Here is a 20,849-nt window from a genome sequence, read left to right on the forward strand (position 1 = left end):
GTATAGCGTAACGAACTGTAAAGTCGCCAGAGATCACTTTTTGAGCCGGTTCTGCCCGCAAACAGGCAGAACCGGTTTATTGTTATGCCAGCTGCGGTGGCAGGCAAACGCCAATACCACCGATGCCGCAGTAGCCGTACGGATTTTTGTGCAGGTACTGCTGGTGATCGTCTTCCGCGTAGTAGAACGGCAGGGCGGTGGCGATCTCGGTGGTCACCTGACGGTCGTCGTTGGCAGCGAGCATCGCCTGCTGGAAGCGCGCCAGGCTGTCGCGGGCCGCGGTATCCTGTTCCGGGGTCAGTGGATAGATCGCCGAGCGGTACTGGGTGCCGTGGTCATTGCCCTGACGCATACCTTGCGCCGGATCGTGATTTTCCCAGAACACCTGTAACAGCTGTTCGTAGCTGATGACGTTCGGGTCATACACCACGCGCACCGCCTCGGCATGACCGGTCTGGCCGGAGCAGACTTCGCGATAGGTTGGGTTAGGGGTATAGCCGCCGGTGTAGCCCGCCGCGGTGCTATAGACGCCCGGCAGCTGCCAGAACAGGCGCTCCACGCCCCAGAAGCAGCCCATGGCGAACAGGGCGATGGCCATGCCGTCCGGGACGTTAGTCATTGAGTGACCGTTCACGGCGTGCAGGGTGGCGACGGGCATCGGGGTGTTACGTCCCGGCAATGCCTCCGCCTGAGCAACAAGGTGCTTTTTATCGAATAAACTCACGGTGTGACCTCCGGGCAGGTGATGTTTGGGTTAAGGTTGTCACGACGCGTTTAATTGAACACAATAAATGCGGTGAATGAGTCTAGATTTAAACATAAGAAATATTAGGGTGTTTAACCATTTTTCAACCCGTAAATTGGGTTTTGGGCTTTATGCCGTGATCTGCTGCGGAGCGGCACTTCATCTGCTTCCAGGGGTGGAAACAAGGATATTCAGGAGAAAACGTGCCAAAAATCCGCCAGTTATGTTTTGTCAGTCTCTTGCTGACAAGCGGAATCGCCGACGCGGCGAATGTTCGTCTGCAGGTTGAGGGGTTATCCGGCGCGCTGCAAAAAAACGTCCGCGCACAGCTCTCCACGATCGAGAGCGACGAAGTGACGCCAGACCGTCGCTTCCGCGCCCGCGTGGATGATGCTATCCGCGGCGGTTTAAAAGCGCTCGGTTACTACGAACCGACTATCGACTTCGAACTGCGTCCACCTCCGGCCAAAGGTCGGCAGGTGCTGATTGCCCGCGTCAAGCCGGGTGAGCCGGTGCTGATCGGCGGTACCGATGTGGTGCTGCGCGGCGGCGCGCGCACGGATCATGACTACCTTGATCTGTTGAGTACGCGCCCGAAGAACGGCACCGTGCTCAATCACAGCGACTATGACGGCTTCAAAAAAGATCTGACGAAAGTGGCTCTGCGCAAAGGCTACTTCGACAGCCAGTTCAATAAAAGCCAGCTCGGCGTCTCCCTCGACCGGCATCAGGCGTTCTGGGATATCGATTACGACAGCGGGGAACGCTACCGCTTTGGCGACGTCACCTTTGAAGGGTCGCAGATCCGCGACGAGTACCTGCAGAATCTGATCCCCTTCAAAGAGGGCGACTATTACCAGTCGAAAGATCTGGCCGAGCTCAACCGCCGCCTGTCGGCTACCGGCTGGTTTAACTCGGTGGTGGTGGCGCCGGAATTTGATAAAGCGCGGCAGACCAAAGTCCTACCGCTGCACGGCGTGGTGTCGCCACGTACCGAGAACACCATTGAGACCGGGGTGGGTTACTCCACCGACGTCGGCCCGCGGGTCAAAGCGACGTGGAAAAAGCCGTGGATGAATTCCTGGGGCCACAGCCTGACCACTAACGCCAGTATCTCCGCGCCTGAGCAACAGCTTGATTTCAGCTATAAAATGCCGCTGCTGAAAAACCCGCTCGAGCAGTATTACCTGGTGCAGGGCGGCTTTAAGCGCACCGATCTGAACGATACCGAAGCGGACTCCACGACCCTCGCAGTGTCGCGCTACTGGGATCTCTCCAGCGGCTGGCAGCGTGCCATTAACCTGCGCTGGAGTCTCGACCACTTTACCCAGGCGAACGTGACCAACACCACCATGCTGCTCTATCCGGGGGTGATGATCAGCCGGACCCGCTCCCGCGGCGGGTTGATGCCGACCTGGGGCGATTCCCAGCGCTATTCGGTGGACTACTCCAATACCGCCTGGGGCTCGGATGTGGACTTTGTGGTGGTGCAGGCGCAGAACGCCTGGATCCGCACCCTCTACGATCGTCACCGCTTCGTGATGCGGGGCAATCTCGGCTGGATTGAAACCGGCGACTTCGAAAAAGTGCCGCCGGATCTGCGCTTCTTCGCCGGGGGCGATCGCAGCATTCGTGGCTATAAATACAAATCCATCGCGCCAAAAGATGACGACGGCAAGCTGATCGGGGCCTCGAAGCTGGCCACCGGCTCGCTGGAGTATCAGTACAACGTCACCGGAAAATGGTGGGGGGCGACCTTTATCGACAGCGGGGAGGCGGTGAGCGATATCCGCCGCAGCGACTTCAAAACCGGCGCCGGTGTCGGGGTGCGCTGGGAGTCACCGGTCGGGCCGATCAAGCTCGATTTCGCCGTGCCGGTGGGTGATAAAGATGAACACGGTTTACAGTTTTACATCGGTCTGGGGCCTGAATTATGAGTTTATGGAAGAAAATCAGCCTCGGCGTTGTGCTGTTTATCCTGCTGCTGCTGTCTGCGGTGGCCTTCCTGGTGGGCACCACCAGCGGGCTACATCTGCTGTTTAAGGCGGCTAACCGCTGGGTGCCGGGGCTGGAGATTGGCCAGGTCACCGGCGGTTGGCGGGACCTGCATCTGAAAAACGTCCGCTATGACCAGCCGGGCGTGGCGGTCAACGCCGGGGATCTGCACCTGGCGGTGAAGCTCAGCTGTCTGCGCGACAGCAGCCTGTGCATCAACGATCTGTCGTTAAAAGACGTCTTCGTAACGATCGATTCGAAAAAAATGCCGCAATCGGAGCAGGTCGCTGAAGAGGATAGCGGGCCGCTGGATCTCTCCACGCCATACCCGATTGCCCTTAGCCGGGTGGCGCTGAACAACGTCAACGTTAAAATCGACGACACCACCGTGTCGGTGATGGACTTCACCTCCGGCCTGCGCTGGCAGGAGAAGAACCTGACCCTGACCCCGACCAGCCTGCAGGGGCTGCTGATCGCTCTGCCAAAAGTGGCCGAGGTGGCGCAGGAAGAGATCGTCGAACCAAAAATTCAGAACCCGCAGCCGGAAGAGAAGCCGCTGGGCGAAACGCTGAAAGATCTGTTCTCGAAACCGGTCCTGCCGGAGATGACCGACGTTCACCTGCCGCTGAACCTCAACATCGAGGAGTTCAAGGGCGAGCAGCTGCGTCTGACCGGCGATACCGATCTGACGGTCTTCAACATGCTGCTGAAGGTGAGCAGCATCGACGGCGATATGAAGCTCGACGCGCTGGATATCGATACCAACCAGGGAAGCGTCAACGCCACCGGTAACGCGCAGCTGCGCGATAACTGGCCGGTGGATATCACCCTTAACAGCAGCCTGAACATCGACCCGATCAAGGGCGAGAAGGTGAAGCTGAAGGTGGGCGGTGCCCTGCGCGAGCAGCTGGAGTTTGGCGTTAACCTCTCCGGTCCGGTGGATATGGTGCTGCGCGGTCAGACCCGGCTTGCCGAAGCGGGCCTGCCGCTCAACCTGGAAGTGGTCAGCGAACAGCTCTACTGGCCTTTCACCGGCGAGAAGCAGTACCAGGCCGATGACGTGAAGCTGAAGCTCACTGGCAAAATGACCGATTACACCCTGTCGTTCCGCACGGCGGTGAAAGGGGAGGGGCTACCCTCCGCGGGCATTACCCTTGATGCGAAGGGCAACGAGCAGCAGATCAACCTCGATAAGCTGACGGTCGCGGCGCTGGAGGGTAAAACCGAGCTGACGGCGCTGCTCGACTGGCAGAAGGCGATCAGCTGGCGCGGGGAGCTGAAGCTCACCGGGATCAACACCGCCAAAGAGGTGCCGGACTGGCCATCGAAGCTCGACGGGCTGATTAAAACCCGCGGCAGTCTGTACGGCGGCAGCTGGCAGATGGATGTCCCGGAGCTGAAAATCACCGGCAACGTGAAGCAGAACAAGGTCAACGTGAATGGCTCGCTGAAGGGCAACAGCTATCTGCAGTGGATCATCCCGGGTCTGCACGTGGCGCTGGGCCGCAATACCGCCGACATCAAGGGCGAGCTGGGGGTGAAAGATCTCGATCTGGATGCCACCATCGACGCGCCGAATCTTGATAATGCCCTGCCGGGGCTGGGCGGGACGGCGAAAGGGCTGGTGAAAGTGCGCGGCACGGTCGAAGCCCCACAGCTGCTGGCCGATATCACCGCCAACGGCCTGCGCTGGCAGGAGCTTACCATCGCCCGCCTGCGCGTTGATGGCGACGTCAAATCCACCGATCAGATCGCCGGGCATCTCAACCTGCGCGTCGATCGTATTTCCCAGCCGGGCGTGAACCTCAGTCAGGTCACCCTGGAAGCCAAAGGCAGCGAGAAACAGCACGACCTCCAGCTGCGCGTCCAGGGCGAGCCGGTCTCCGGCCAGCTGCACTTGGCGGGCAGCTTTGACCGCAAAGAGATGCGCTGGAAAGGCACGCTGGATAATACCCGCTTCGCCACCCCGGTGGGGCCATGGTCGTTAACCCGCTCGATTGCGCTGGATTATCGCAATGCGGAGCAGAAGATCAGCATCGGGCCACACTGCTGGACCAACCCGAACGCCGAGCTGTGCGTGCCACAGACCGTTGACGCTGGGGCCGAAGGGCGGGCGGTGGTCAATCTCAACCGTTTCGACCTGGCAATGCTGAAGCCGTTTATGCCGGAGTCGACCCAGGCCAGCGGCGTGTTCAGCGGCAAGGCCGATGTCGCCTGGGATGCCACTAAGCCGGGGCTGCCGCAGGGCAACGTCACGCTTTCCGGGCGTAACGTGAAGGTCACCCAGGTGGTGAACGACGCGCCGCTGCCGCTGGCGTTTACCACCCTCAATCTTACCGCCGATCTGCATAACAACCGCGCCGAGCTGGGTTGGCTGATCCGTCTTGCCAACAACGGCCAGTTTGACGGCCAGATCCAGGTCACCGATCCGCAAGGGCAGCGCAACCTGGGCGGCAACGTCAATATCCGCAATCTCAACCTGGCGATGGCGAACGCTATTTTCTCCCGCGGCGAGAAGGCGGCAGGCATGTTGAATGCCAACCTGCGGCTGGCGGGTAACGCCCAAAGCCCGCAGCTGTTTGGTCAGATGCAGCTCAATGGCGTGGATATCGACGGCAACTTTATGCCATTCGATATGCAGCCGAGCCAGCTGGCGATGAACTTCAACGGCATGAGTTCGACCCTGACCGGGACGGTGCGTACCCAGCAGGGCCAGATCAACCTCAGCGGCGATGCCGACTGGAGCCAGCTCGATAACTGGCGCGCGCGGGTAGCGGCCAAGGGCAGCAAGGTGCGCATCACGGTGCCGCCGATGGTGCGTCTGGACGTCTCGCCGGATGTGGTCTTTGAGGCCACGCCGCAGCTGTTCACCCTCGATGGCCGGGTCGATGTGCCCTGGGCGCGCATCGTGGTGCATGACCTGCCGGAGAGCGCGGTAGGCGTCTCCAGCGACGAGGTGATGCTCGATAAAAATCTGCAGCCGGAAGAGGCGCAGCGGGCTTCGATTCCGATCAACAGCAACCTGATCGTGCACGTGGGCAACAACGTGCGGCTGGATGCCTTTGGTCTGAAGGCGAGGCTGACCGGCGATCTGAAGGTCGCGCAGGATAAGCAGGGTCTGGGCCTGAACGGGCAGATCACCATTCCGGAAGGGCGCTTCCACGCCTACGGCCAGGATCTGATCGTGCGTAAAGGCGAGCTGCTGTTCTCCGGTCCGCCGGATCAGCCGCTGCTGAATATCGAAGCGATCCGTAATCCGGAAGCCACCGAAAATGACGTGATCGCCGGGGTGCGCGTGACCGGCACCGCCGACGAACCGAAAGCGGAAATTTTCTCCGACCCGGCAATGTCCCAGCAGGAAGCGCTCTCATACCTGCTGCGCGGGCAAGGTCTGGACAGCAATCAGAGCGACAGTGCAGCGATGACCTCAATGTTAGTCGGTCTGGGGGTTGCACAAAGTGGTCAGGTTGTGGGTAAAATCGGGGAGACGTTTGGCGTAAGCAATCTGGCGCTGGACACCCAGGGAGTCGGTGACTCTTCGCAGGTGGTGGTCAGCGGCTATGTACTGCCGGGTCTGCAGGTGAAATATGGCGTGGGGATCTTTGACTCGCTGGCGACACTCACGTTACGCTATCGCCTGATGCCTAAGCTATATCTGGAAGCGGTGTCTGGCGTAGACCAGGCGCTCGATTTGCTCTATCAGTTTGAGTTTTAGCAATGCGAATATTTGTTTACGGCAGTTTACGAACCAAGCAAGGCAACAGCCACTGGATGACCAACGCCCAGTTGCTGGGAAATTACAATATTGAACACTACCAGTTGTACAGTCTGGGCCACTATCCAGGCGCGGTTCCGGGGAACGGAACGGTACAGGGTGAGGTTTATCGTATTGATAACGCTACGCTGGCCGAACTTGATGCTTTGCGCACCAAGGGCGGGGAATACGCTCGCCGGTTGATCCAGACCCCCTACGGCAGTGCATGGATGTACGTGTACCAACGTTCGGTCGACGGCCTGACGCTGATTGAAAGCGGTAACTGGTTAGACAGAGACCAGTACTGAGATAAACAACGCCACCTTCGGGTGGCGTTGTTTTTTGACATCCGCGGACGGTTTTGTAGGCCGGGTAAGGCGTAGCCGCCACCCGGCAGCAGGTCGCACAGACAAAAAAAAGCCCCGACAAGTCGGGGCTCTTCACGCAGAAAGAATTACTTCTTCTTCGCGCGTTCGAAAGAGGCAACGATTTCAGCTTTTGCCGCTTCAGCGTTGTCCCAGCCGTCAACCTTAACCCATTTGCCTTTCTCGAGATCTTTGTAATGCTCGAAGAAGTGGGTGATCTGCGCTTTCAGCAGTTCTGGCAGGTCGTTCACATCATTGATGTGATCGTACTCTTTGCTCAGTTTGGTGTGCGGTACCGCAACCAGTTTCGCATCTTCACCGGCTTCGTCGGTCATTTTCAGAACGCCAACCGGACGGCAGCGGATAACCGCGCCTGGCTGCAGTGGGTATGGGGTTGGGACCAGCACGTCTACCGGGTCACCGTCCAGAGACAGGGTGTGGTTGATGTAACCGTAGTTGCACGGATAGAACATCGCGGTAGACATGAAACGGTCAACGAACAGCGCGCCAGTGTCTTTGTCGATTTCGTATTTGATAGGATCAGCGTTCGCCGGGATTTCGATAACTACGTAGATGTCTTCCGGCAGTTCTTTACCCGCTGGGACGTTGAGTAAGCTCATGTCTGTGTCCTTTAAAATGATTGGTAATCAAGTGGCGAGTATTATAGCCAACTGGCACGGAATGTCTTCGCCTGTTTTCGCTATTACCCGCTCCCTGATGTCACTATCAGCCCTTTCTCATGACAAGATAATCCATAAACTCAGCCGCTTTTTTAATGGTCCAATGAAAGCGATTACAAACTTGTGATTAACGTTTTATTCACTTCTCCGAAGTGTGATGTAACACACTCCGTTACATCTCGCATTGTCTATAGTTTTTTCGCAGAACACCTTTTACCCAACAATAAACTACCCTACGAGGACGTTCTTATGTGGAAGCGCTTACTTCTTGTCACAGCAGTTTCAGCAGCCATGTCGTCTATGGCAATGGCCGCCCCATTAACCGTAGGATTCGCACAAGTCGGCTCGGAATCAGGCTGGCGAGCGGCTGAAACCAACGTCGCGAAAAGCGAGGCCGAAAAGCGCGGCATCACGCTGAAAATCGCGGATGGGCAACAAAAGCAGGAAAACCAGATCAAAGCGGTACGCTCTTTTATCGCCCAGGGCGTTGACGCCATCTTCATTGCACCGGTCGTGGCAACAGGCTGGGAGCCGGTACTGAAAGAAGCCAAAGATGCCGAAATTCCGGTCTTCCTGCTCGATCGTTCCATCGATGTAAAAGACAAATCTCTCTATATGACTACCGTCACTGCCGACAACGTTCTGGAAGGCAAATTAATCGGTGAGTGGCTGGTGAAACAGGTGGATGGCAAGCCGTGTAACGTGGTTGAGCTGCAGGGCACCGTCGGTGCCAGCGTGGCCATCGACCGTAAGAAAGGCTTTGCCGATGCCATCTCCAAAGCATCTAACATCAAGATTATCCGCTCTCAGTCCGGCGACTTCACCCGCAGTAAAGGGAAAGAAGTTATGGAGAGCTTCATCAAAGCCGAGAACAACGGCAAAAACATCTGCATGGTTTACGCCCATAACGACGACATGGTGATCGGCGCCATTCAGGCCATTAAAGAAGCGGGTCTGAAACCGGGCACCGATATCCTGACCGGCTCCATCGACGGCGTGCCGGATATCTATAAAGCGATGATCGACAAAGAGGCCAACGCCAGCGTTGAGCTGACGCCAAACATGGCAGGCCCGGCCTTCGACGCGCTGGAAAAATTCAAGAAAGACGGCACCATGCCGGAAAAAGTCACCATCACCAAATCCACCCTCTACCTGCCTGATACCGCGAAAGAAGAGTTAGAGAAGAAGAAAAATATGGGCTACTGATCACTTTTCCCTCTCCCTCCGGGAGAGGGTAGGGTGAGGGGAATTGCCGGGCGGCGCTGCGCTTGCCCGGCCTACGGGTTGTGCCGGGGGACGACATTATGACCACAGACCAACACCAGGAAATCCTCCGCACAGAAGGATTGAGCAAGTACTTTCCCGGCGTAAAAGCGCTGGATAGCGTCGATTTCAGCCTGCGCCGTGGTGAGATTATGGCGTTGCTGGGAGAGAACGGCGCCGGGAAATCCACGCTAATCAAAGCCCTGACCGGCGTCTATCACGCCGATCGCGGCACCATCTGGCTGGAAGGCCAGGCCATATCGCCCAAAAACACCGCCCATGCCCAGCAGCTGGGGATCGGGACGGTCTATCAGGAAGTGAACCTGCTGCCGAACATGTCGGTGGCCGATAACCTGTTTATCGGTCGCGAGCCGCGGCGTTTTGGCTTTTTGCGCCGCAAGGAGATGGAGGCCCGCGCCACCAGGCTGATGGAATCCTACGGCTTTTCCCTCGACGTGCGCGAACCGCTGAACCGTTTTTCAGTGGCGATGCAGCAGATCGTCGCCATCTGCCGCGCCATCGACCTCTCCGCTAAAGTGCTGATCCTCGATGAACCCACCGCCAGCCTGGATACCCAGGAGGTGGAGATGCTCTTCACCCTGATGCGCCAGCTGCGCGATCAGGGGGTGAGCCTGATTTTCGTCACCCACTTCCTCGATCAGGTGTATGAAGTGAGCGACCGCATTACCGTCCTGCGTAACGGCAGCTTTGTCGGCTGCCGTGAAACCCGCGAGCTGCCGCAAATCGAGCTGGTCAAAATGATGCTCGGCCGCGAGCTGGAAACCAACGCCCTGCAGCGTGCGGGCCGCACCCTGCTCAGCGAGAAACCCATTGCGGCGTTCAAGGATTACGGTAGGAAGGGCACCATTGCCCCCTTTAACCTCGAGGTGCGCCCTGGCGAAATCGTCGGCCTGGCGGGGCTACTGGGCTCCGGTCGGACCGAAACCGCGGAGGTGATCTTCGGTATCAAGCCTGCCGACACCGGCAGCGCGCTGATCAAAGGCAAACCCCAGGCGCTGCGTTCCCCGCATCAGGCCTCCAGCCTCGGGATTGGCTTCTGCCCGGAAGACAGGAAAACCGACGGGATTATTGCCGCCGCCTCGGTGCGCGAAAACATCATTCTGGCCCTGCAGGCCCAGCGCGGCTGGCTGCGACCGATCCCGCGTAAAGAGCAGAACGCCATTGCCGAGCGCTTTATTCGCCAGCTGGGGATCCGTACCCCGAGTGCGGAACAGCCGATCGAATTTCTCTCCGGCGGCAACCAGCAGAAGGTGCTGCTGTCGCGCTGGCTGCTGACCAAACCGCAGTTCCTGATCCTCGACGAGCCGACGCGCGGTATCGACGTAGGGGCGCATGCGGAGATCATCCGCCTGATCGAAACCCTCTGCGCCGACGGCCTGGCGCTGCTGGTTATCTCGTCGGAGCTGGAGGAGCTGGTGGGCTACGCGGATCGGGTGATCATCATGCGCGACCGCCAGCAGGTGGCCGAGATCCCGCTGGACGAGCTGTCCGTTCCGGCAATCATGAACGCCATTGCGGCATAAGGAGTAGATCGTGATGCCACGTTCACTTTCTCAGACTGGCGAGCCGAAGCGCCGCTTCCGCTGGCCCACCGGTATGCCGCAAATCATTGCGCTGCTGCTGGTGTTGCTGGTAGATAGCCTCGTTTCGCCGCATTTTTATCAGATTATCCTCCAGGATGGCCGCCTGTTCGGCAGTCCGATTGATATTTTAAACCGCGCTGCCCCGGTGGCGCTGCTGGCGATTGGCATGACGCTGGTGATCGCCACCGGAGGGATCGATCTGTCGGTAGGGGCGGTGATGGCTATCGCCGGGGCCACCGCGGCCTCGATGACCGTGGCCGGACACAGCCTGCCGGTGGTGCTGCTGGTGACCCTGGGCACCGGGGTGCTGGCGGGGTTGTGGAACGGTATCCTGGTCGCGATCCTCAAAATACAGCCCTTCGTCGCCACCCTGATTTTAATGGTGGCCGGACGCGGGGTGGCGCAGCTGATCACCTCCGGGCAGATCGTCACCTTTAACGCCCCTAATCTGGCGTGGATCGGCAGCGGTTCGCTGCTGTTCTTCCCGACGCCGGTGATCATCGTGGTGGTGACCCTGATTGCCTTCTGGCTGTTCACCCGCAAAACCGCGCTCGGGATGTTTATTGAAGCGGTGGGGATTAACATTCGCGCGGCGAAAAACGCCGGGGTCAGTACCCGCCTGATGGTGATGCTGACCTACGTCTTAAGCGGGGTGTGCGCCGCTATTGCCGGGATTATTGTTGCGGCGGATATTCGCGGGGCGGATGCCAACAACGCCGGCCTGTGGCTGGAGCTGGATGCCATTCTGGCAGTGGTGATCGGTGGCGGGTCGCTGATGGGCGGGCGCTTCAACCTGCTGCTGTCGGTGATTGGCGCGCTGATTATTCAGGGGATGAACACTGGGATCCTGCTGTCCGGCTTCCCGCCGGAACTCAACCAGGTGGTGAAAGCGGTAGTGGTGCTCTGCGTGCTGATCGTTCAGTCGCCGCGCTTTATCAGTCTTATTAAGGGGATGCGTGGCCATGATAAAACGTAATTTACCGCTAATGATCACCCTGGGCGTATTCGTGCTGGGCTATCTCTACTGTCTGACGCAGTTCCCCGGCTTTGCCTCGACGCGGGTGATCTGCAACATCCTGACCGATAACGCCTTCCTCGGGATCATTGCCGTCGGCATGACCTTCGTGATCCTCTCCGGCGGGATCGACCTCTCCGTCGGGTCGGTGATCGCCTTTACCGGCGTCTTCCTGGCGAAAGCGATCGGCTACTGGGGGATCTCCCCGCTGCTGGCTTTCCCGCTGGTGCTGGTGATGGGCTGCGCCTTCGGGGCCTTTATGGGCCTGCTGATCGACGCCCTGAAGATCCCGGCGTTTATCATCACCCTCGCCGGGATGTTCTTCCTGCGCGGGGTCAGCTATCTGGTGTCGGAGGAGTCGATCCCGATTAACCATCCGGTCTACGACACCCTCTCCAGCCTGGCGTGGAAAATTCCCGGCGGCGGTCGGCTGAGCATTCTTGGCCTGATCATGTTGGGGGTGGTGGTGATTGGCATTTTCCTTGCCCACCGCACCCGCTTCGGCAACGAGGTGTACGCCATCGGCGGCAGCGCGACCTCCGCCAACCTGATGGGCATCTCCACCCGCAGCACCACCATTCGCATCTATATGCTCTCCACCGGGCTGGCGACGCTGGCGGGGATCGTCTTCTCCATCTATACCCAAGCGGGCTACGCTCTGGCAGGAGTGGGCGTGGAGCTGGACGCGATTGCCTCGGTGGTGATTGGCGGCACGCTGCTCAGCGGCGGGGTCGGCACGGTGCTGGGAACCCTGTTCGGGGTGGCGATCCAGGGGCTGATCCAGACCTATATCAACTTCGACGGCACCCTCAGCTCGTGGTGGACCAAGATTGCGATTGGCATCCTGCTGTTTATCTTTATCGCCCTGCAGCGTGGTCTGACGGTGCTGTGGGAGAACCGCCAGAGCTCCCCTGTCACCCGGGTGAGCACCACCACCCTCAAGCGGTAACCCGCTGAATTTTCGCAATGTCTAAATCTTTTCCGGTAGCGGCCGATAACCCTTAATTCTGTCCAGATTTATCTCGCTACCGGAAATTACATCATGCTGAAAACGCTATCGATTCGTACCGGCTTGCTTTCGTTACTGGCCGTCATGACCCTCCTGCTGCTGCTCGTCAGCGGTATTGGCATTTATGCCCTCACGCAGAGTTCCGCTTCACTGCAGCGCATTAATCATCTTCAGGGCGAGCAGCTGGTGCAGCTCAATTCGGGCTACACCCTGATCCTGCGCGCGCGCAACGAAGCGGGGCAGGCCGTTCGCATGATGGAGGTCGGCCTGCTGGATGACGCCGCCAAATCGGTGAAGAACATCAATGACGAAATCACCCAGGCACAAACCACGTTGAAAAACGTGATCGATAGCGGCGTGGACGATCCAGAAGGTGAAGCGTTGCTGAAGAAGGTTGCGGCGAGTCTCGCGGCCTATAACGCCCAGGGGATCGTGCCGATGCAGAACGCCCTGAAAGCGCAGAGCGCCGATGCGTATTACGATCTGCTGGAGAACCATCTGGTACCGGTGGCGCGTCAGTTCGATAACGACATGCAGGCCTTCCAGACCTGGAGCGAAAGCCGCGGCAAAGCCGAAGTGGCGGCGGTGCAGGCCAGTAAAAGTAAGGTGATGATGCTGATTATTGTCGCCGCGCTGCTGACCGCGGGCATCATTGTGCTGGCCTGGCTGGCCCTGCGCCATATGCTGCTCAAACCGCTCTCCACCTCCATCGCCCAGCTGGAACATGTGGCCGCCGGGGATTTGACCCACGCCCTGACCGCGCCCGCCAGCCAGGAGTTTAACCGCCTGAATGCCGCCATCGAAGAGATGCGCCAGTCACTGATGGGCTCGGTGCTGCGCGTGCGCGACGCCAGCTCGCAGATCGACACCGGCAGCCGGGAGCTGACCGCCGGTAACATGCACCTGGCCCAGCGCACGGAAACGACCGCTACCTCTCTGGAGCAGACCGCAGCCAGCATGGAAGAGCTCACCGCCACGGTGAAACAGAACGCCCACAACGCCGAGCAGGCGCATCAGGTGGCGAAGACGATGTCTGATACCGCGGATCGCGGCAGCGAAATGGTCTGCTACGTGATTGAGAAGATGCGCGACATCTCCGGCAGCGCCGGCCGTATCGCCGATATTCTCAGCGTTATCGACGGCATTGCCTTCCAGACCAATATCCTGGCGCTGAACGCCTCGGTCGAGGCCGCCCGCGCGGGTGAGCAGGGCCGTGGTTTTGCGGTGGTGGCCGGGGAAGTACGTATCCTCGCCAGCCGTAGCGCCGATGCGGCAAAAGAGATCCGCACCCTGATTAGCGATTCGCAGTCACACGTCAGCGAAGGCAGCGAGCTGGCCCAGCAGGCGGGTGAAACCATGGATGAGATTGCCACCGAGGTGATGCGCATGACCCGCCTGATGCGTGAGATTGCTAACGCGTCGCACGAGCAGAGCCGGGGGATTGAGCAGGTGAATATTGCGGTCAATCAGATGGACGAAACCGCGCAACAAAACGCGGCGCTGGTCCAGCAATCTTCCGCCGCGACGCGCTCGCTGGAAGAGCAGTCCCGCGAGCTGATCGAGGCGATGTCGTCCTTTAAACTGTCGATGCAACAGGCATAGCGTTATCACATTCCGGCGCCGCAGCAGGCGTCGGGATGCTCTCACCGATGGACGGCGCGCTGGCGATATGGTCGTGAATCAAGCCCAGCAGCTTTTCCATCTCGGCGGTCAGGTGCAGCGCATAAGGCGTTGGCTCCAGAAACAGACCCTTGCGGTTAAACAGCGGCGCATTAAAAAGCATCCCAAAGCGTTTCAGCGCCAGGCTCACGGCGGGTCTGGACATATCAAGACGTAAAGAGGCTTTGGCCATGCTCCCGCACCTGACGACTTCAATAAATACCGGAATCAGATTGAGGTCGATCCCAGTGGATGAGCGAGAGAGATTTTTCATTTCTGCTGATTTCCATTGAACACTATTTGAACGCCGTAATGATGACGGATTGATTCAGCGGGTTACAGCAGCATTTTTATATAGCTTTATACCGACACCGGTATAAATCGTTGGAAAAATAAAAGGGGCCTTGCGGCCCCTTCTGGTCAAACTCAACAATCAGGCATCCGGGTATTCACGGATTAAGCGTTCAACGTCTTCCACCATATGATCGTTGCCGACGAAGAACGAACGGCGCTGGTGCAGACTCTCAGGAATGATATCCATAATCCGCTCTTTACCGTCGCTGGCTTTGCCGCCCGCCTGCTCGGCGAGGAAGGCCATCGGGTTGCACTCGTACAGCAGACGCAGCTTACCTTCCGGGTGGCTGGCGGTGCTTGGGTAGAGGTAGATCCCACCTTTCAGCAGGTTGCGGTGGAAATCCGCCACCAGGGAGCCGATATAACGTGAGGTATAGGGACGCTGGGTGGCAGTATCCTCTTCCTGGCAGAATTTAATGTATTTCTTCACCCCGGACGGGAATTTGATGTAGTTCCCTTCGTTGATGGAGTAGGTGCTGCCTTTCTGCGGGTAGCGCATGCGTTCCTGGCACAGGCAGAACACGCCCAGCGACGGATCGTAGGTAAAGGCATGCACGCCGCAGCCGGTGGTGTAGACCAGCATGGTGGAGGAGCCGTAAACCACATAGCCTGCCGCAACCTGCTTGTTGCCCGGCTGCAGGAAATCTTCTTCGGTTACCGGGGTGCCGACAGGGGTAACGCGGCGGTAAACAGAGAAAATGGTGCCGACAGAGACGTTAACGTCGATGTTGGAGGAGCCATCCAGAGGATCCATCAGAACGACATATTTTGCGTGTTCACACCCTTCAAAGACCACGATTTCGTCTTCTTCTTCGGAGGCGATCCCCGCCACGATGTCGCGTGCGCGCAGTGCAGCTTTCAGTTTTTCATTCGCGAACAGATCGAGTTTCTGTTGAACTTCGCCCTGCACGTTTTCAGCACCGCTGGCACCCAGGATATCGACCAGACCGGCCTTGTTGATATCGCGATGGATGATCTTGGCGCCCAGCTTTATTGCCGACAACAAAGCAGTGAGTTCACCGGTAGCATGCGAGAACTCGTGCTGCTTTTCGACAATAAATTCACCTAACGTTTTCATAACACCTTCCCTGCATTGGATGTTGAGTAAAGTTGTTGATGCCCAACAATCTTAACAAACTTTCAAATCTTCGCGCAGAGGTGAATCGCGCCAGCTAGGTACAGATTTTCCTGAAATGCGTTTCTCTGCCGCAGACATATGCGTAAAATGTGCGCCACATTGAAGAGGGATAGTGACGTATGCGCATTCATATATTGGGGATTTGTGGCACTTTCATGGGCGGCCTGGCTATGCTGGCGCGCGCTCTTGGCCATGAGGTGACAGGTTCGGACGCCAATGTGTATCCGCCGATGAGCACGCTGCTGGAAAACCAGGGCATCTCACTGATTGAAGGGTACGACGCCAGCCAGCTGGAGCCGCAGCCAGATCTGGTGATCATTGGTAACGCCATGACCCGTGGAAATCCGTGCGTGGAAGCCGTGCTGGAGCGCAACATTCCTTACATGTCTGGCCCGCAGTGGCTGCATGACTTTGTGCTGCGCGATCGCTGGGTTGTTGCTGTTGCGGGGACGCACGGCAAAACCACCACCGCCGGGATGGCGACCTGGATCCTCGAAGCCTGCGGCTACAAGCCGGGCTTTGTGATCGGCGGCGTACCGGGGAATTTCGAGGTTTCTGCCCGCCTGGGCGACAGCCCGTTCTTTGTCATTGAAGCGGACGAATACGACTGCGCCTTCTTTGACAAGCGCTCTAAATTTGTTCATTACTGCCCGCGCACCCTGATCCTCAATAACCTTGAGTTCGATCATGCGGATATCTTCGACGACCTGAAGGCGATTCAGAAGCAGTTCCACCACCTGGTGCGTATCGTGCCGGGCCAGGGGCGCATCATCCTGCCGGAAAACGACGTCAATCTGAAGCAGACCCTGGCGATGGGATGCTGGAGCGAGCAGGAGCTGGTGGGCGAGCAGGGCCACTGGCAGGCGAAAAAACTGACCAACGATGCCTCCCAGTGGGAAGTGCTGCTGGACGGTGAAAAGGTCGGGGAAGTGCACTGGGCGCTGGTGGGCGAACACAACATGCATAACGGCCTGATGGCGATTGCCGCCGCCCGTCATGTGGGCGTATTGCCTGCCGACGCGGCCCATGCGTTGGGGTCATTCATCAACGCCCGTCGCCGTCTTGAACTGCGTGGTGAAGCTAACGGCGTGACGGTGTATGACGATTTTGCCCATCACCCGACGGCGATCCTCGCGACGCTGGCGGCTCTGCGCGGCAAAGTGGGCGGCACGGCACGCATTCTGGCGGTGCTGGAACCCCGCTCCAACACCATGAAGATGGGCATCTGCAAAGACGATCTCGCCCCGTCGTTAGGCCGTGCGGATGAGGTCTTCCTCCTGCAGCCGCAGCACATTCCATGGCAGGTCGCAGAAGTCGCGGACGCCTGTATTCAGCCTGCGCACTGGAGTGCGGATGTCGATGTGCTGGCGGATATGGTGGTGAAAGCCGCTCAGCCGGGGGATCACATTCTGGTGATGAGCAACGGCGGGTTTGGTGGGATCCATCAGAAGCTGCTGGACGGTCTGGCGAAGAAAGCAGAAGTAGCAGAGTAATAAAAAAGCCCGGTGGCGCTAACGCTTACCGGGCCTACAGTTCGTGCGCATTTGTAGGCCGGATAAGGCGTTTACGCCGCCATCCGGCGAACAGCATGCACGAGGATTAACTTTCGGCTTCCGCCAGTTCGCGCAGATACTGGAAGATCAGACGCGCAGATTTCGGCGGCTTATTCCCTTCTTTCTCTTTCTTGGCGTTACGGGCAAGCGTTCGCAGCTGCTGGCGGTCGGCGTCCGGCCACAGGTTCAGCACCTCCGCCAGGGCATCATCGCCATTATCAATAAGACGATCGCGGATCTGCTCCAGCTTATGGAACAGGGCAACCTGCTGGTTATGGCGGTTTTTCAGCTTATCCAGCGCCTGGCGGATAGGCTCTACGTCGCGCTGACGCAACATTTTACCAATCAACTGAAGCTGGCGGCGACGGCCCTCTTTCTTGATGCGCTGTGCCAGTTCGATGGCGGCACGCAGATCCGGATCGAGCGGGATTTTATCCAGCGCGTTCTTACCCAGCTCTACCATTTCCGCACCAAGCTGTTTTAACTCTTCGGCGTCGCGTTTAATTTCACTTTTACTGACCCAGATGATCTCATCATCTTCGTCTTCGATGTCATCACCGGGAACGTCGTCGAGCCAGTCTTCGGGCTGCTTAGTCATGTCAGGCTCCTTAAAAAAAGAGGCTAATCTTACCAGTTTAGGCGCGTACTGAGAAACGGTTCTCTGATAGACTTCAGCTAACTACACCTTACATTATGGCATTTACGATGAAAGTGATCTCACAAGTTGCAGCACAGCGTAAAGCACTGGAAGAGGCCGTCTCCATGGCCCTGGAGCTGGCGTCAGCGAAATCCGACGGGGCAGAAGTCGCCGTCAGTAAAACCACCGGTCTGAGCGTCAGCACCCGCTATGGCGAAGTGGAAAACGTTGAATTTAATAGTGATGGCGCGTTAGGGATTACTGTTTATCACCAGAACCGTAAAGGCAGCGCCTCCTCCACCGACCTCAGCCCGGACGCTATTGCGCGTACCGTGCAGGCGGCGCTGGATATCGCCAGCTACACCTCCCCGGACCCTTATGCGGGCGTGGCAGACAGAGAATTACTGGCCTTTGAAGCCCCGGATCTGGATCTGTTCCACCCGGCAGAAGTGACCCCTGATGAAGCCATTGATTTCGCCGCGCGTGCAGAACAGGCCTCCCTGAATGCCGATAAGCGCATTACCAACACCGAAGGCGGCAGCTTTAACAGCCACTACGGCATCAAGGTGTTTGGCAACAGCCACGGCATGCTGCAGGGCTACAGCTCCACCCGCCACTCGCTTTCCAGCTGCGTCATCGCTGAAGAGAACGGCGACATGGAGCGTGATTACGCCTACACCATTGGCCGCGCGCTGGGCGATCTTCAGTCGCCAGAGTGGGTTGGGATGGAGTGCGCAAAACGCACATTGTCCCGCCTCGCTCCACGAAAACTGTCTACCATGAAAGCACCGGTGATCTTCGCCAATGAAGTGGCGACCGGGCTGTTCGGGCATCTGGTCGGGGCGATCGCGGGTGGCGCGGTGTACCGTAAATCGACCTTCCTGCTCGACGCGCTGGGTACGCAAATTCTGCCAGAATGGCTGACCATTGAAGAGCACCCGCACCTGCTGAAAGGGCTGGCGTCTACGCCGTTCGACAGCGAAGGCGTGCGCACGGAGCGTCGCGATATCATTAAAGACGGCATCCTGACCCAGTGGCTGCTGACCAGCTACTCCGCACGCAAACTGGGGCTGCAAAGCACCGGCCATGCGGGCGGCATCCACAACTGGCGGATCCCGGGTCGTGGCCTGAGCTTTGAGCAGATGCTGAAAGAGATGGGCACCGGGCTGGTGGTAACCGAGTTGATGGGCCAGGGCGTTAGCGGCGTGACCGGCGACTACTCGCGCGGGGCGTCCGGCTTCTGGGTAGAAAACGGTGAAATTCAGTATCCGGTGAGCGAAATTACCATCGCCGGCAACTTAAAGGATATGTGGCGCAATATCGTGACGGTGGGCAACGATATTGAAACCCGCAGTAATATACAGTGTGGATCGGTGTTGTTACCGGAGATGAAGATCGCCGGCCAGTAATACTCAAGCGCACTCCGGTGCGCTTTTTTTTAATAATAAAAAAGGAAGTGAGCAATGCGTAAACATCTGTTAGCAATCGTCGCAGCTTCAACGCTGGTAATGAGTACGTCGGTCCTGGCTGACCTGGAAGACAACATGGACACCCTCAGCGAAAATCTGAAGGTGGTGCAGAAAACGGACAATGCGGCGGAAATGAAAGACGCCCTGACCAAAATGCGTACTGCTGCGGTGGATGCGCAAAAAGAGACCCCGCCGAAGCTGGAAGGCAAAGCGGAAAACAGCGCGGAGATGAAAGATTTCCGTCACGGTCTGGAGACCCTGGTGGGGCAGATTGACGGCGCGCTGAAGCTGGCCAACGAAGGCAAAGTCAAAGAAGCACAGGCGGCAGCCGATGGGTTTGTCACCACGCGTAATACTTATCACAAAAAATACCGCTAATGGGTGCCTGAGCCTTACGTCCTCTCCCGTGTTGCGGAAGATGATTATTGTCAAAGAAATGATCATCAAAACCCTGATACTGGGATCTCTGCGTTTCATGGATGCCTCCTTGCTTTTAAAGCGGGCGAGGTAGCGAACTCCACGGTGTGACGTGTCGTTTCGAGCCCCCGCCCTGATTTTTAGTCAGGCGGGGCTTTCCACTTCCCGTCCCATGCATGAGACGGTCAGTCTCAAGCACCCACGGCCACTCTACCCAATCCGCATAAGAAAACCTTATCCAGCTCACATTTCTACGAGTCTGCTCGTAAACTTTTTCACTTCCACAACGCCGCTTTACCCGCTCAGGAGCGTGATATTCATCACGTAAACCCAGCGAATTATCATCATTCAGTGCAATTATGTGGCACAGATCACTGGCGCCGGGTTCCTTTCCACTTCGAAGTGGAAAGGAACTCGCTACAAACAATTAACCCCCGGCGTTAGTTTTATCCCAGAGCCAATAACGGGGTAAGACGAGTGATTAACGGAACGGTAATAAACGACACTGGAGACCAGGCGGCGCAAACTGAACAGCTCGCCGACACCATGCTCAAGCAGACGTTCACTCTGCTTAGTCATCACCACATTATCCCCAATGCCGTTCAGGAGCAGATGCTCACCTCCCACGTTCGCGCGATGGCGCACCGGTCGGTGACCGGTGAGCCGCTGCCAGAGGTTGAGGCTGACCTGTTCGACGAAATTTCACCTGAATCAATGCGGCTTGCCCGCGAAGTCGTGGCGCAGTTTGGCAACCTTCCTGATGAAGAAGCCTGGCTGCTCTCCGTTCACTTTGAAGTCGCAAAAGACAACCTTTAAGGAGCAACACTATGGAACAAATTACAGTCGTTATCGGCGATCGCCTGGGTAAAGGTCAGAAGGTTGCAGCAGGCGTTGAAAAAGCGGGTGGTCGCGCCGTGGTTGTGCCAGGCGTGGCGGCAGACATGAAGCTGGGTGACGTGATGAAGGCGGAAAACGCCACCTTCGGCATCTCCTTCTGCGGCAGCGGCGGCGCGGGGGCGATCACCGCTCAGACCAAATATGGCTACAAAGCGAAGTACGGCATGCGTTCCGTGGAAGAGGGCGTCACCGCCATCAACGAAGGCTGCAACGTGCTCGGTTTTGGCTTTATGGATAAAGAAGAGCTGGGCGAGCGTCTGGTACAGGCGTGGCAGAAGAAGCACGGCGCATAAGC

The 20,849-nt window shown here is 58.0% G+C and carries 18 protein-coding genes; 13 read left to right on the top strand and 5 right to left on the bottom strand.

Annotated elements, in window-relative coordinates:
* Positions 1-82: 82 nt before the first annotated feature.
* A complete protein-coding gene (msrA, locus tag SOM40_RS02070) occupies positions 83-724 on the bottom strand; it encodes a peptide-methionine (S)-S-oxide reductase MsrA (protein ID WP_106994076.1) in 642 nt (213 codons plus the stop codon).
* A 224-nt stretch (positions 725-948) separates the two neighbouring features.
* Here msrA and tamA point away from each other — a divergent pair, with 224 nt between their 5' ends.
* The 3 genes from tamA to SOM40_RS02085 are packed head-to-tail and all read left to right on the top strand — an operon-like array spanning position 949 to position 6,802.
* Positions 949-2,682, top strand: coding sequence for an autotransporter assembly complex protein TamA (gene tamA / locus SOM40_RS02075; RefSeq protein WP_225759739.1), 1,734 nt, complete (start codon positions 949-951; stop codon positions 2,680-2,682).
* Positions 2,679-6,455 (top strand): autotransporter assembly complex protein TamB, encoded by a 3,777-nt coding sequence (gene tamB, locus SOM40_RS02080; protein ID WP_320529846.1) that lies wholly within the window; start codon positions 2,679-2,681, stop codon positions 6,453-6,455. The genes tamA and tamB overlap by 4 nt, the downstream gene beginning before the upstream one ends.
* A gap of 2 nt (positions 6,456-6,457) precedes the next feature.
* Positions 6,458-6,802: a gamma-glutamylcyclotransferase family protein gene (locus tag SOM40_RS02085; RefSeq protein WP_166181410.1), complete on the top strand. Its 345-nt coding sequence runs from the start codon at positions 6,458-6,460 to the stop codon at positions 6,800-6,802.
* 146 nt (positions 6,803-6,948) lie between these two features.
* Here the strand turns inward: SOM40_RS02085 and ppa are convergent, their stop codons facing one another.
* Entirely contained in the window at positions 6,949-7,479 is a 531-nt protein-coding gene (ppa, locus tag SOM40_RS02090) for an inorganic diphosphatase (RefSeq protein ID WP_106994080.1), read from the bottom strand.
* A 309-nt stretch (positions 7,480-7,788) separates the two neighbouring features.
* On the opposite strand from ppa, the gene ytfQ reads away from it, so the two are divergent.
* From ytfQ to SOM40_RS02115, 5 genes are all read left to right on the top strand, one after another.
* Positions 7,789-8,745: a galactofuranose ABC transporter substrate-binding protein YtfQ gene (gene ytfQ / locus SOM40_RS02095; protein ID WP_032616231.1), complete on the top strand. Its 957-nt coding sequence runs from the start codon at positions 7,789-7,791 to the stop codon at positions 8,743-8,745.
* 98 nt (positions 8,746-8,843) lie between these two features.
* Positions 8,844-10,346: a galactofuranose ABC transporter, ATP-binding protein YtfR gene (gene ytfR, locus SOM40_RS02100; RefSeq protein WP_106994082.1), complete on the top strand. Its 1,503-nt coding sequence runs from the start codon at positions 8,844-8,846 to the stop codon at positions 10,344-10,346.
* A gap of 10 nt (positions 10,347-10,356) precedes the next feature.
* Positions 10,357-11,382: a galactofuranose ABC transporter, ATP-binding protein YtfT gene (ytfT, locus tag SOM40_RS02105; protein WP_166181415.1), complete on the top strand. Its 1,026-nt coding sequence runs from the start codon at positions 10,357-10,359 to the stop codon at positions 11,380-11,382.
* The gene (gene yjfF, locus SOM40_RS02110) at positions 11,369-12,370 is read left to right on the top strand and encodes a galactofuranose ABC transporter, permease protein YjfF (RefSeq protein ID WP_106994084.1); all 1,002 of its coding nucleotides are present in this window, start codon (positions 11,369-11,371) and stop codon (positions 12,368-12,370) included. Before ytfT ends, yjfF begins: the two co-directional genes overlap by 14 nt.
* 93 nt (positions 12,371-12,463) lie before the next feature.
* Positions 12,464-14,032 carry a methyl-accepting chemotaxis protein gene (locus tag SOM40_RS02115; RefSeq protein WP_166181416.1) on the top strand — a complete coding sequence of 523 codons (1,569 nt, stop codon included), beginning with the start codon at positions 12,464-12,466 and terminating at the stop codon, positions 14,030-14,032.
* Here the strand turns inward: SOM40_RS02115 and SOM40_RS02120 are convergent.
* Both SOM40_RS02120 and fbp read right to left on the bottom strand, forming a co-directional pair.
* Positions 14,007-14,282, bottom strand: coding sequence for a LysR family transcriptional regulator (locus SOM40_RS02120; protein WP_261644608.1), 276 nt, complete (start codon positions 14,280-14,282; stop codon positions 14,007-14,009). The genes SOM40_RS02115 and SOM40_RS02120 overlap by 26 nt on opposite strands.
* Before the next feature lie 240 nt (positions 14,283-14,522).
* Positions 14,523-15,521 carry a class 1 fructose-bisphosphatase gene (gene fbp / locus SOM40_RS02125; RefSeq protein ID WP_166181418.1) on the bottom strand — a complete coding sequence of 333 codons (999 nt, stop codon included), beginning with the start codon at positions 15,519-15,521 and terminating at the stop codon, positions 14,523-14,525.
* Positions 15,522-15,700: 179 nt separating this feature from the next.
* On the opposite strand from fbp, the gene mpl reads away from it, so the two are divergent.
* The gene (mpl, locus tag SOM40_RS02130) at positions 15,701-17,074 is read left to right on the top strand and encodes a UDP-N-acetylmuramate:L-alanyl-gamma-D-glutamyl-meso-diaminopimelate ligase (RefSeq protein ID WP_106994088.1); all 1,374 of its coding nucleotides are present in this window, start codon (positions 15,701-15,703) and stop codon (positions 17,072-17,074) included.
* Between the two features lie 106 nt (positions 17,075-17,180).
* Here the strand turns inward: mpl and yjgA are convergent, their stop codons facing one another.
* Positions 17,181-17,732 (bottom strand): ribosome biogenesis factor YjgA, encoded by a 552-nt coding sequence (gene yjgA, locus SOM40_RS02135; protein WP_106994089.1) that lies wholly within the window; start codon positions 17,730-17,732, stop codon positions 17,181-17,183.
* A gap of 95 nt (positions 17,733-17,827) precedes the next feature.
* Between yjgA and pmbA the strand changes: the two genes are divergently transcribed.
* From pmbA to SOM40_RS02155, 4 genes are all read left to right on the top strand, one after another.
* The gene (gene pmbA / locus SOM40_RS02140) at positions 17,828-19,180 is read left to right on the top strand and encodes a metalloprotease PmbA (protein WP_106994090.1); all 1,353 of its coding nucleotides are present in this window, start codon (positions 17,828-17,830) and stop codon (positions 19,178-19,180) included.
* Between the two features lie 54 nt (positions 19,181-19,234).
* Positions 19,235-19,618, top strand: coding sequence for a cytochrome b562 (gene cybC, locus SOM40_RS02145; protein WP_106994091.1), 384 nt, complete (start codon positions 19,235-19,237; stop codon positions 19,616-19,618).
* A 516-nt stretch (positions 19,619-20,134) separates the two neighbouring features.
* Positions 20,135-20,473: a glycine dehydrogenase gene (locus SOM40_RS02150; protein ID WP_106994092.1), complete on the top strand. Its 339-nt coding sequence runs from the start codon at positions 20,135-20,137 to the stop codon at positions 20,471-20,473.
* Between the two features lie 11 nt (positions 20,474-20,484).
* Positions 20,485-20,847, top strand: coding sequence for an SFCGS family glycine-rich protein (locus tag SOM40_RS02155; protein WP_002437459.1), 363 nt, complete (start codon positions 20,485-20,487; stop codon positions 20,845-20,847).
* Positions 20,848-20,849: the final 2 nt, after the last annotated feature.

The organism is Leclercia sp. CFBP8987, assembly GCF_034044995.2.
Classification (GTDB): domain Bacteria; phylum Pseudomonadota; class Gammaproteobacteria; order Enterobacterales; family Enterobacteriaceae; genus Enterobacter; species Enterobacter tamurae.

Excerpts from the sequence above, each read along its gene's own strand:
- tamB (WP_320529846.1), top strand. The coding sequence starts at position 2,679 with ATGAGTTTATGGAAGAAAATCAGCCTCGGCGTTGTGCTGTTTATCCTG.
- SOM40_RS02085 (WP_166181410.1), top strand. The coding sequence starts at position 6,458 with ATGCGAATATTTGTTTACGGCAGTTTACGAACCAAGCAAGGCAACAGC.
- ppa (WP_106994080.1), bottom strand. The coding sequence starts at position 7,479 with ATGAGCTTACTCAACGTCCCAGCGGGTAAAGAACTGCCGGAAGACATC.
- ytfQ (WP_032616231.1), top strand. The coding sequence starts at position 7,789 with ATGTGGAAGCGCTTACTTCTTGTCACAGCAGTTTCAGCAGCCATGTCG.
- ytfR (WP_106994082.1), top strand. The coding sequence starts at position 8,844 with ATGACCACAGACCAACACCAGGAAATCCTCCGCACAGAAGGATTGAGC.
- yjfF (WP_106994084.1), top strand. The coding sequence starts at position 11,369 with ATGATAAAACGTAATTTACCGCTAATGATCACCCTGGGCGTATTCGTG.
- SOM40_RS02115 (WP_166181416.1), top strand. The coding sequence starts at position 12,464 with ATGCTGAAAACGCTATCGATTCGTACCGGCTTGCTTTCGTTACTGGCC.
- SOM40_RS02120 (WP_261644608.1), bottom strand. The coding sequence starts at position 14,282 with ATGGCCAAAGCCTCTTTACGTCTTGATATGTCCAGACCCGCCGTGAGC.
- fbp (WP_166181418.1), bottom strand. The coding sequence starts at position 15,521 with ATGAAAACGTTAGGTGAATTTATTGTCGAAAAGCAGCACGAGTTCTCG.
- mpl (WP_106994088.1), top strand. The coding sequence starts at position 15,701 with ATGCGCATTCATATATTGGGGATTTGTGGCACTTTCATGGGCGGCCTG.
- yjgA (WP_106994089.1), bottom strand. The coding sequence starts at position 17,732 with ATGACTAAGCAGCCCGAAGACTGGCTCGACGACGTTCCCGGTGATGAC.
- pmbA (WP_106994090.1), top strand. The coding sequence starts at position 17,828 with ATGGCATTTACGATGAAAGTGATCTCACAAGTTGCAGCACAGCGTAAA.
- cybC (WP_106994091.1), top strand. The coding sequence starts at position 19,235 with ATGCGTAAACATCTGTTAGCAATCGTCGCAGCTTCAACGCTGGTAATG.
- SOM40_RS02155 (WP_002437459.1), top strand. The coding sequence starts at position 20,485 with ATGGAACAAATTACAGTCGTTATCGGCGATCGCCTGGGTAAAGGTCAG.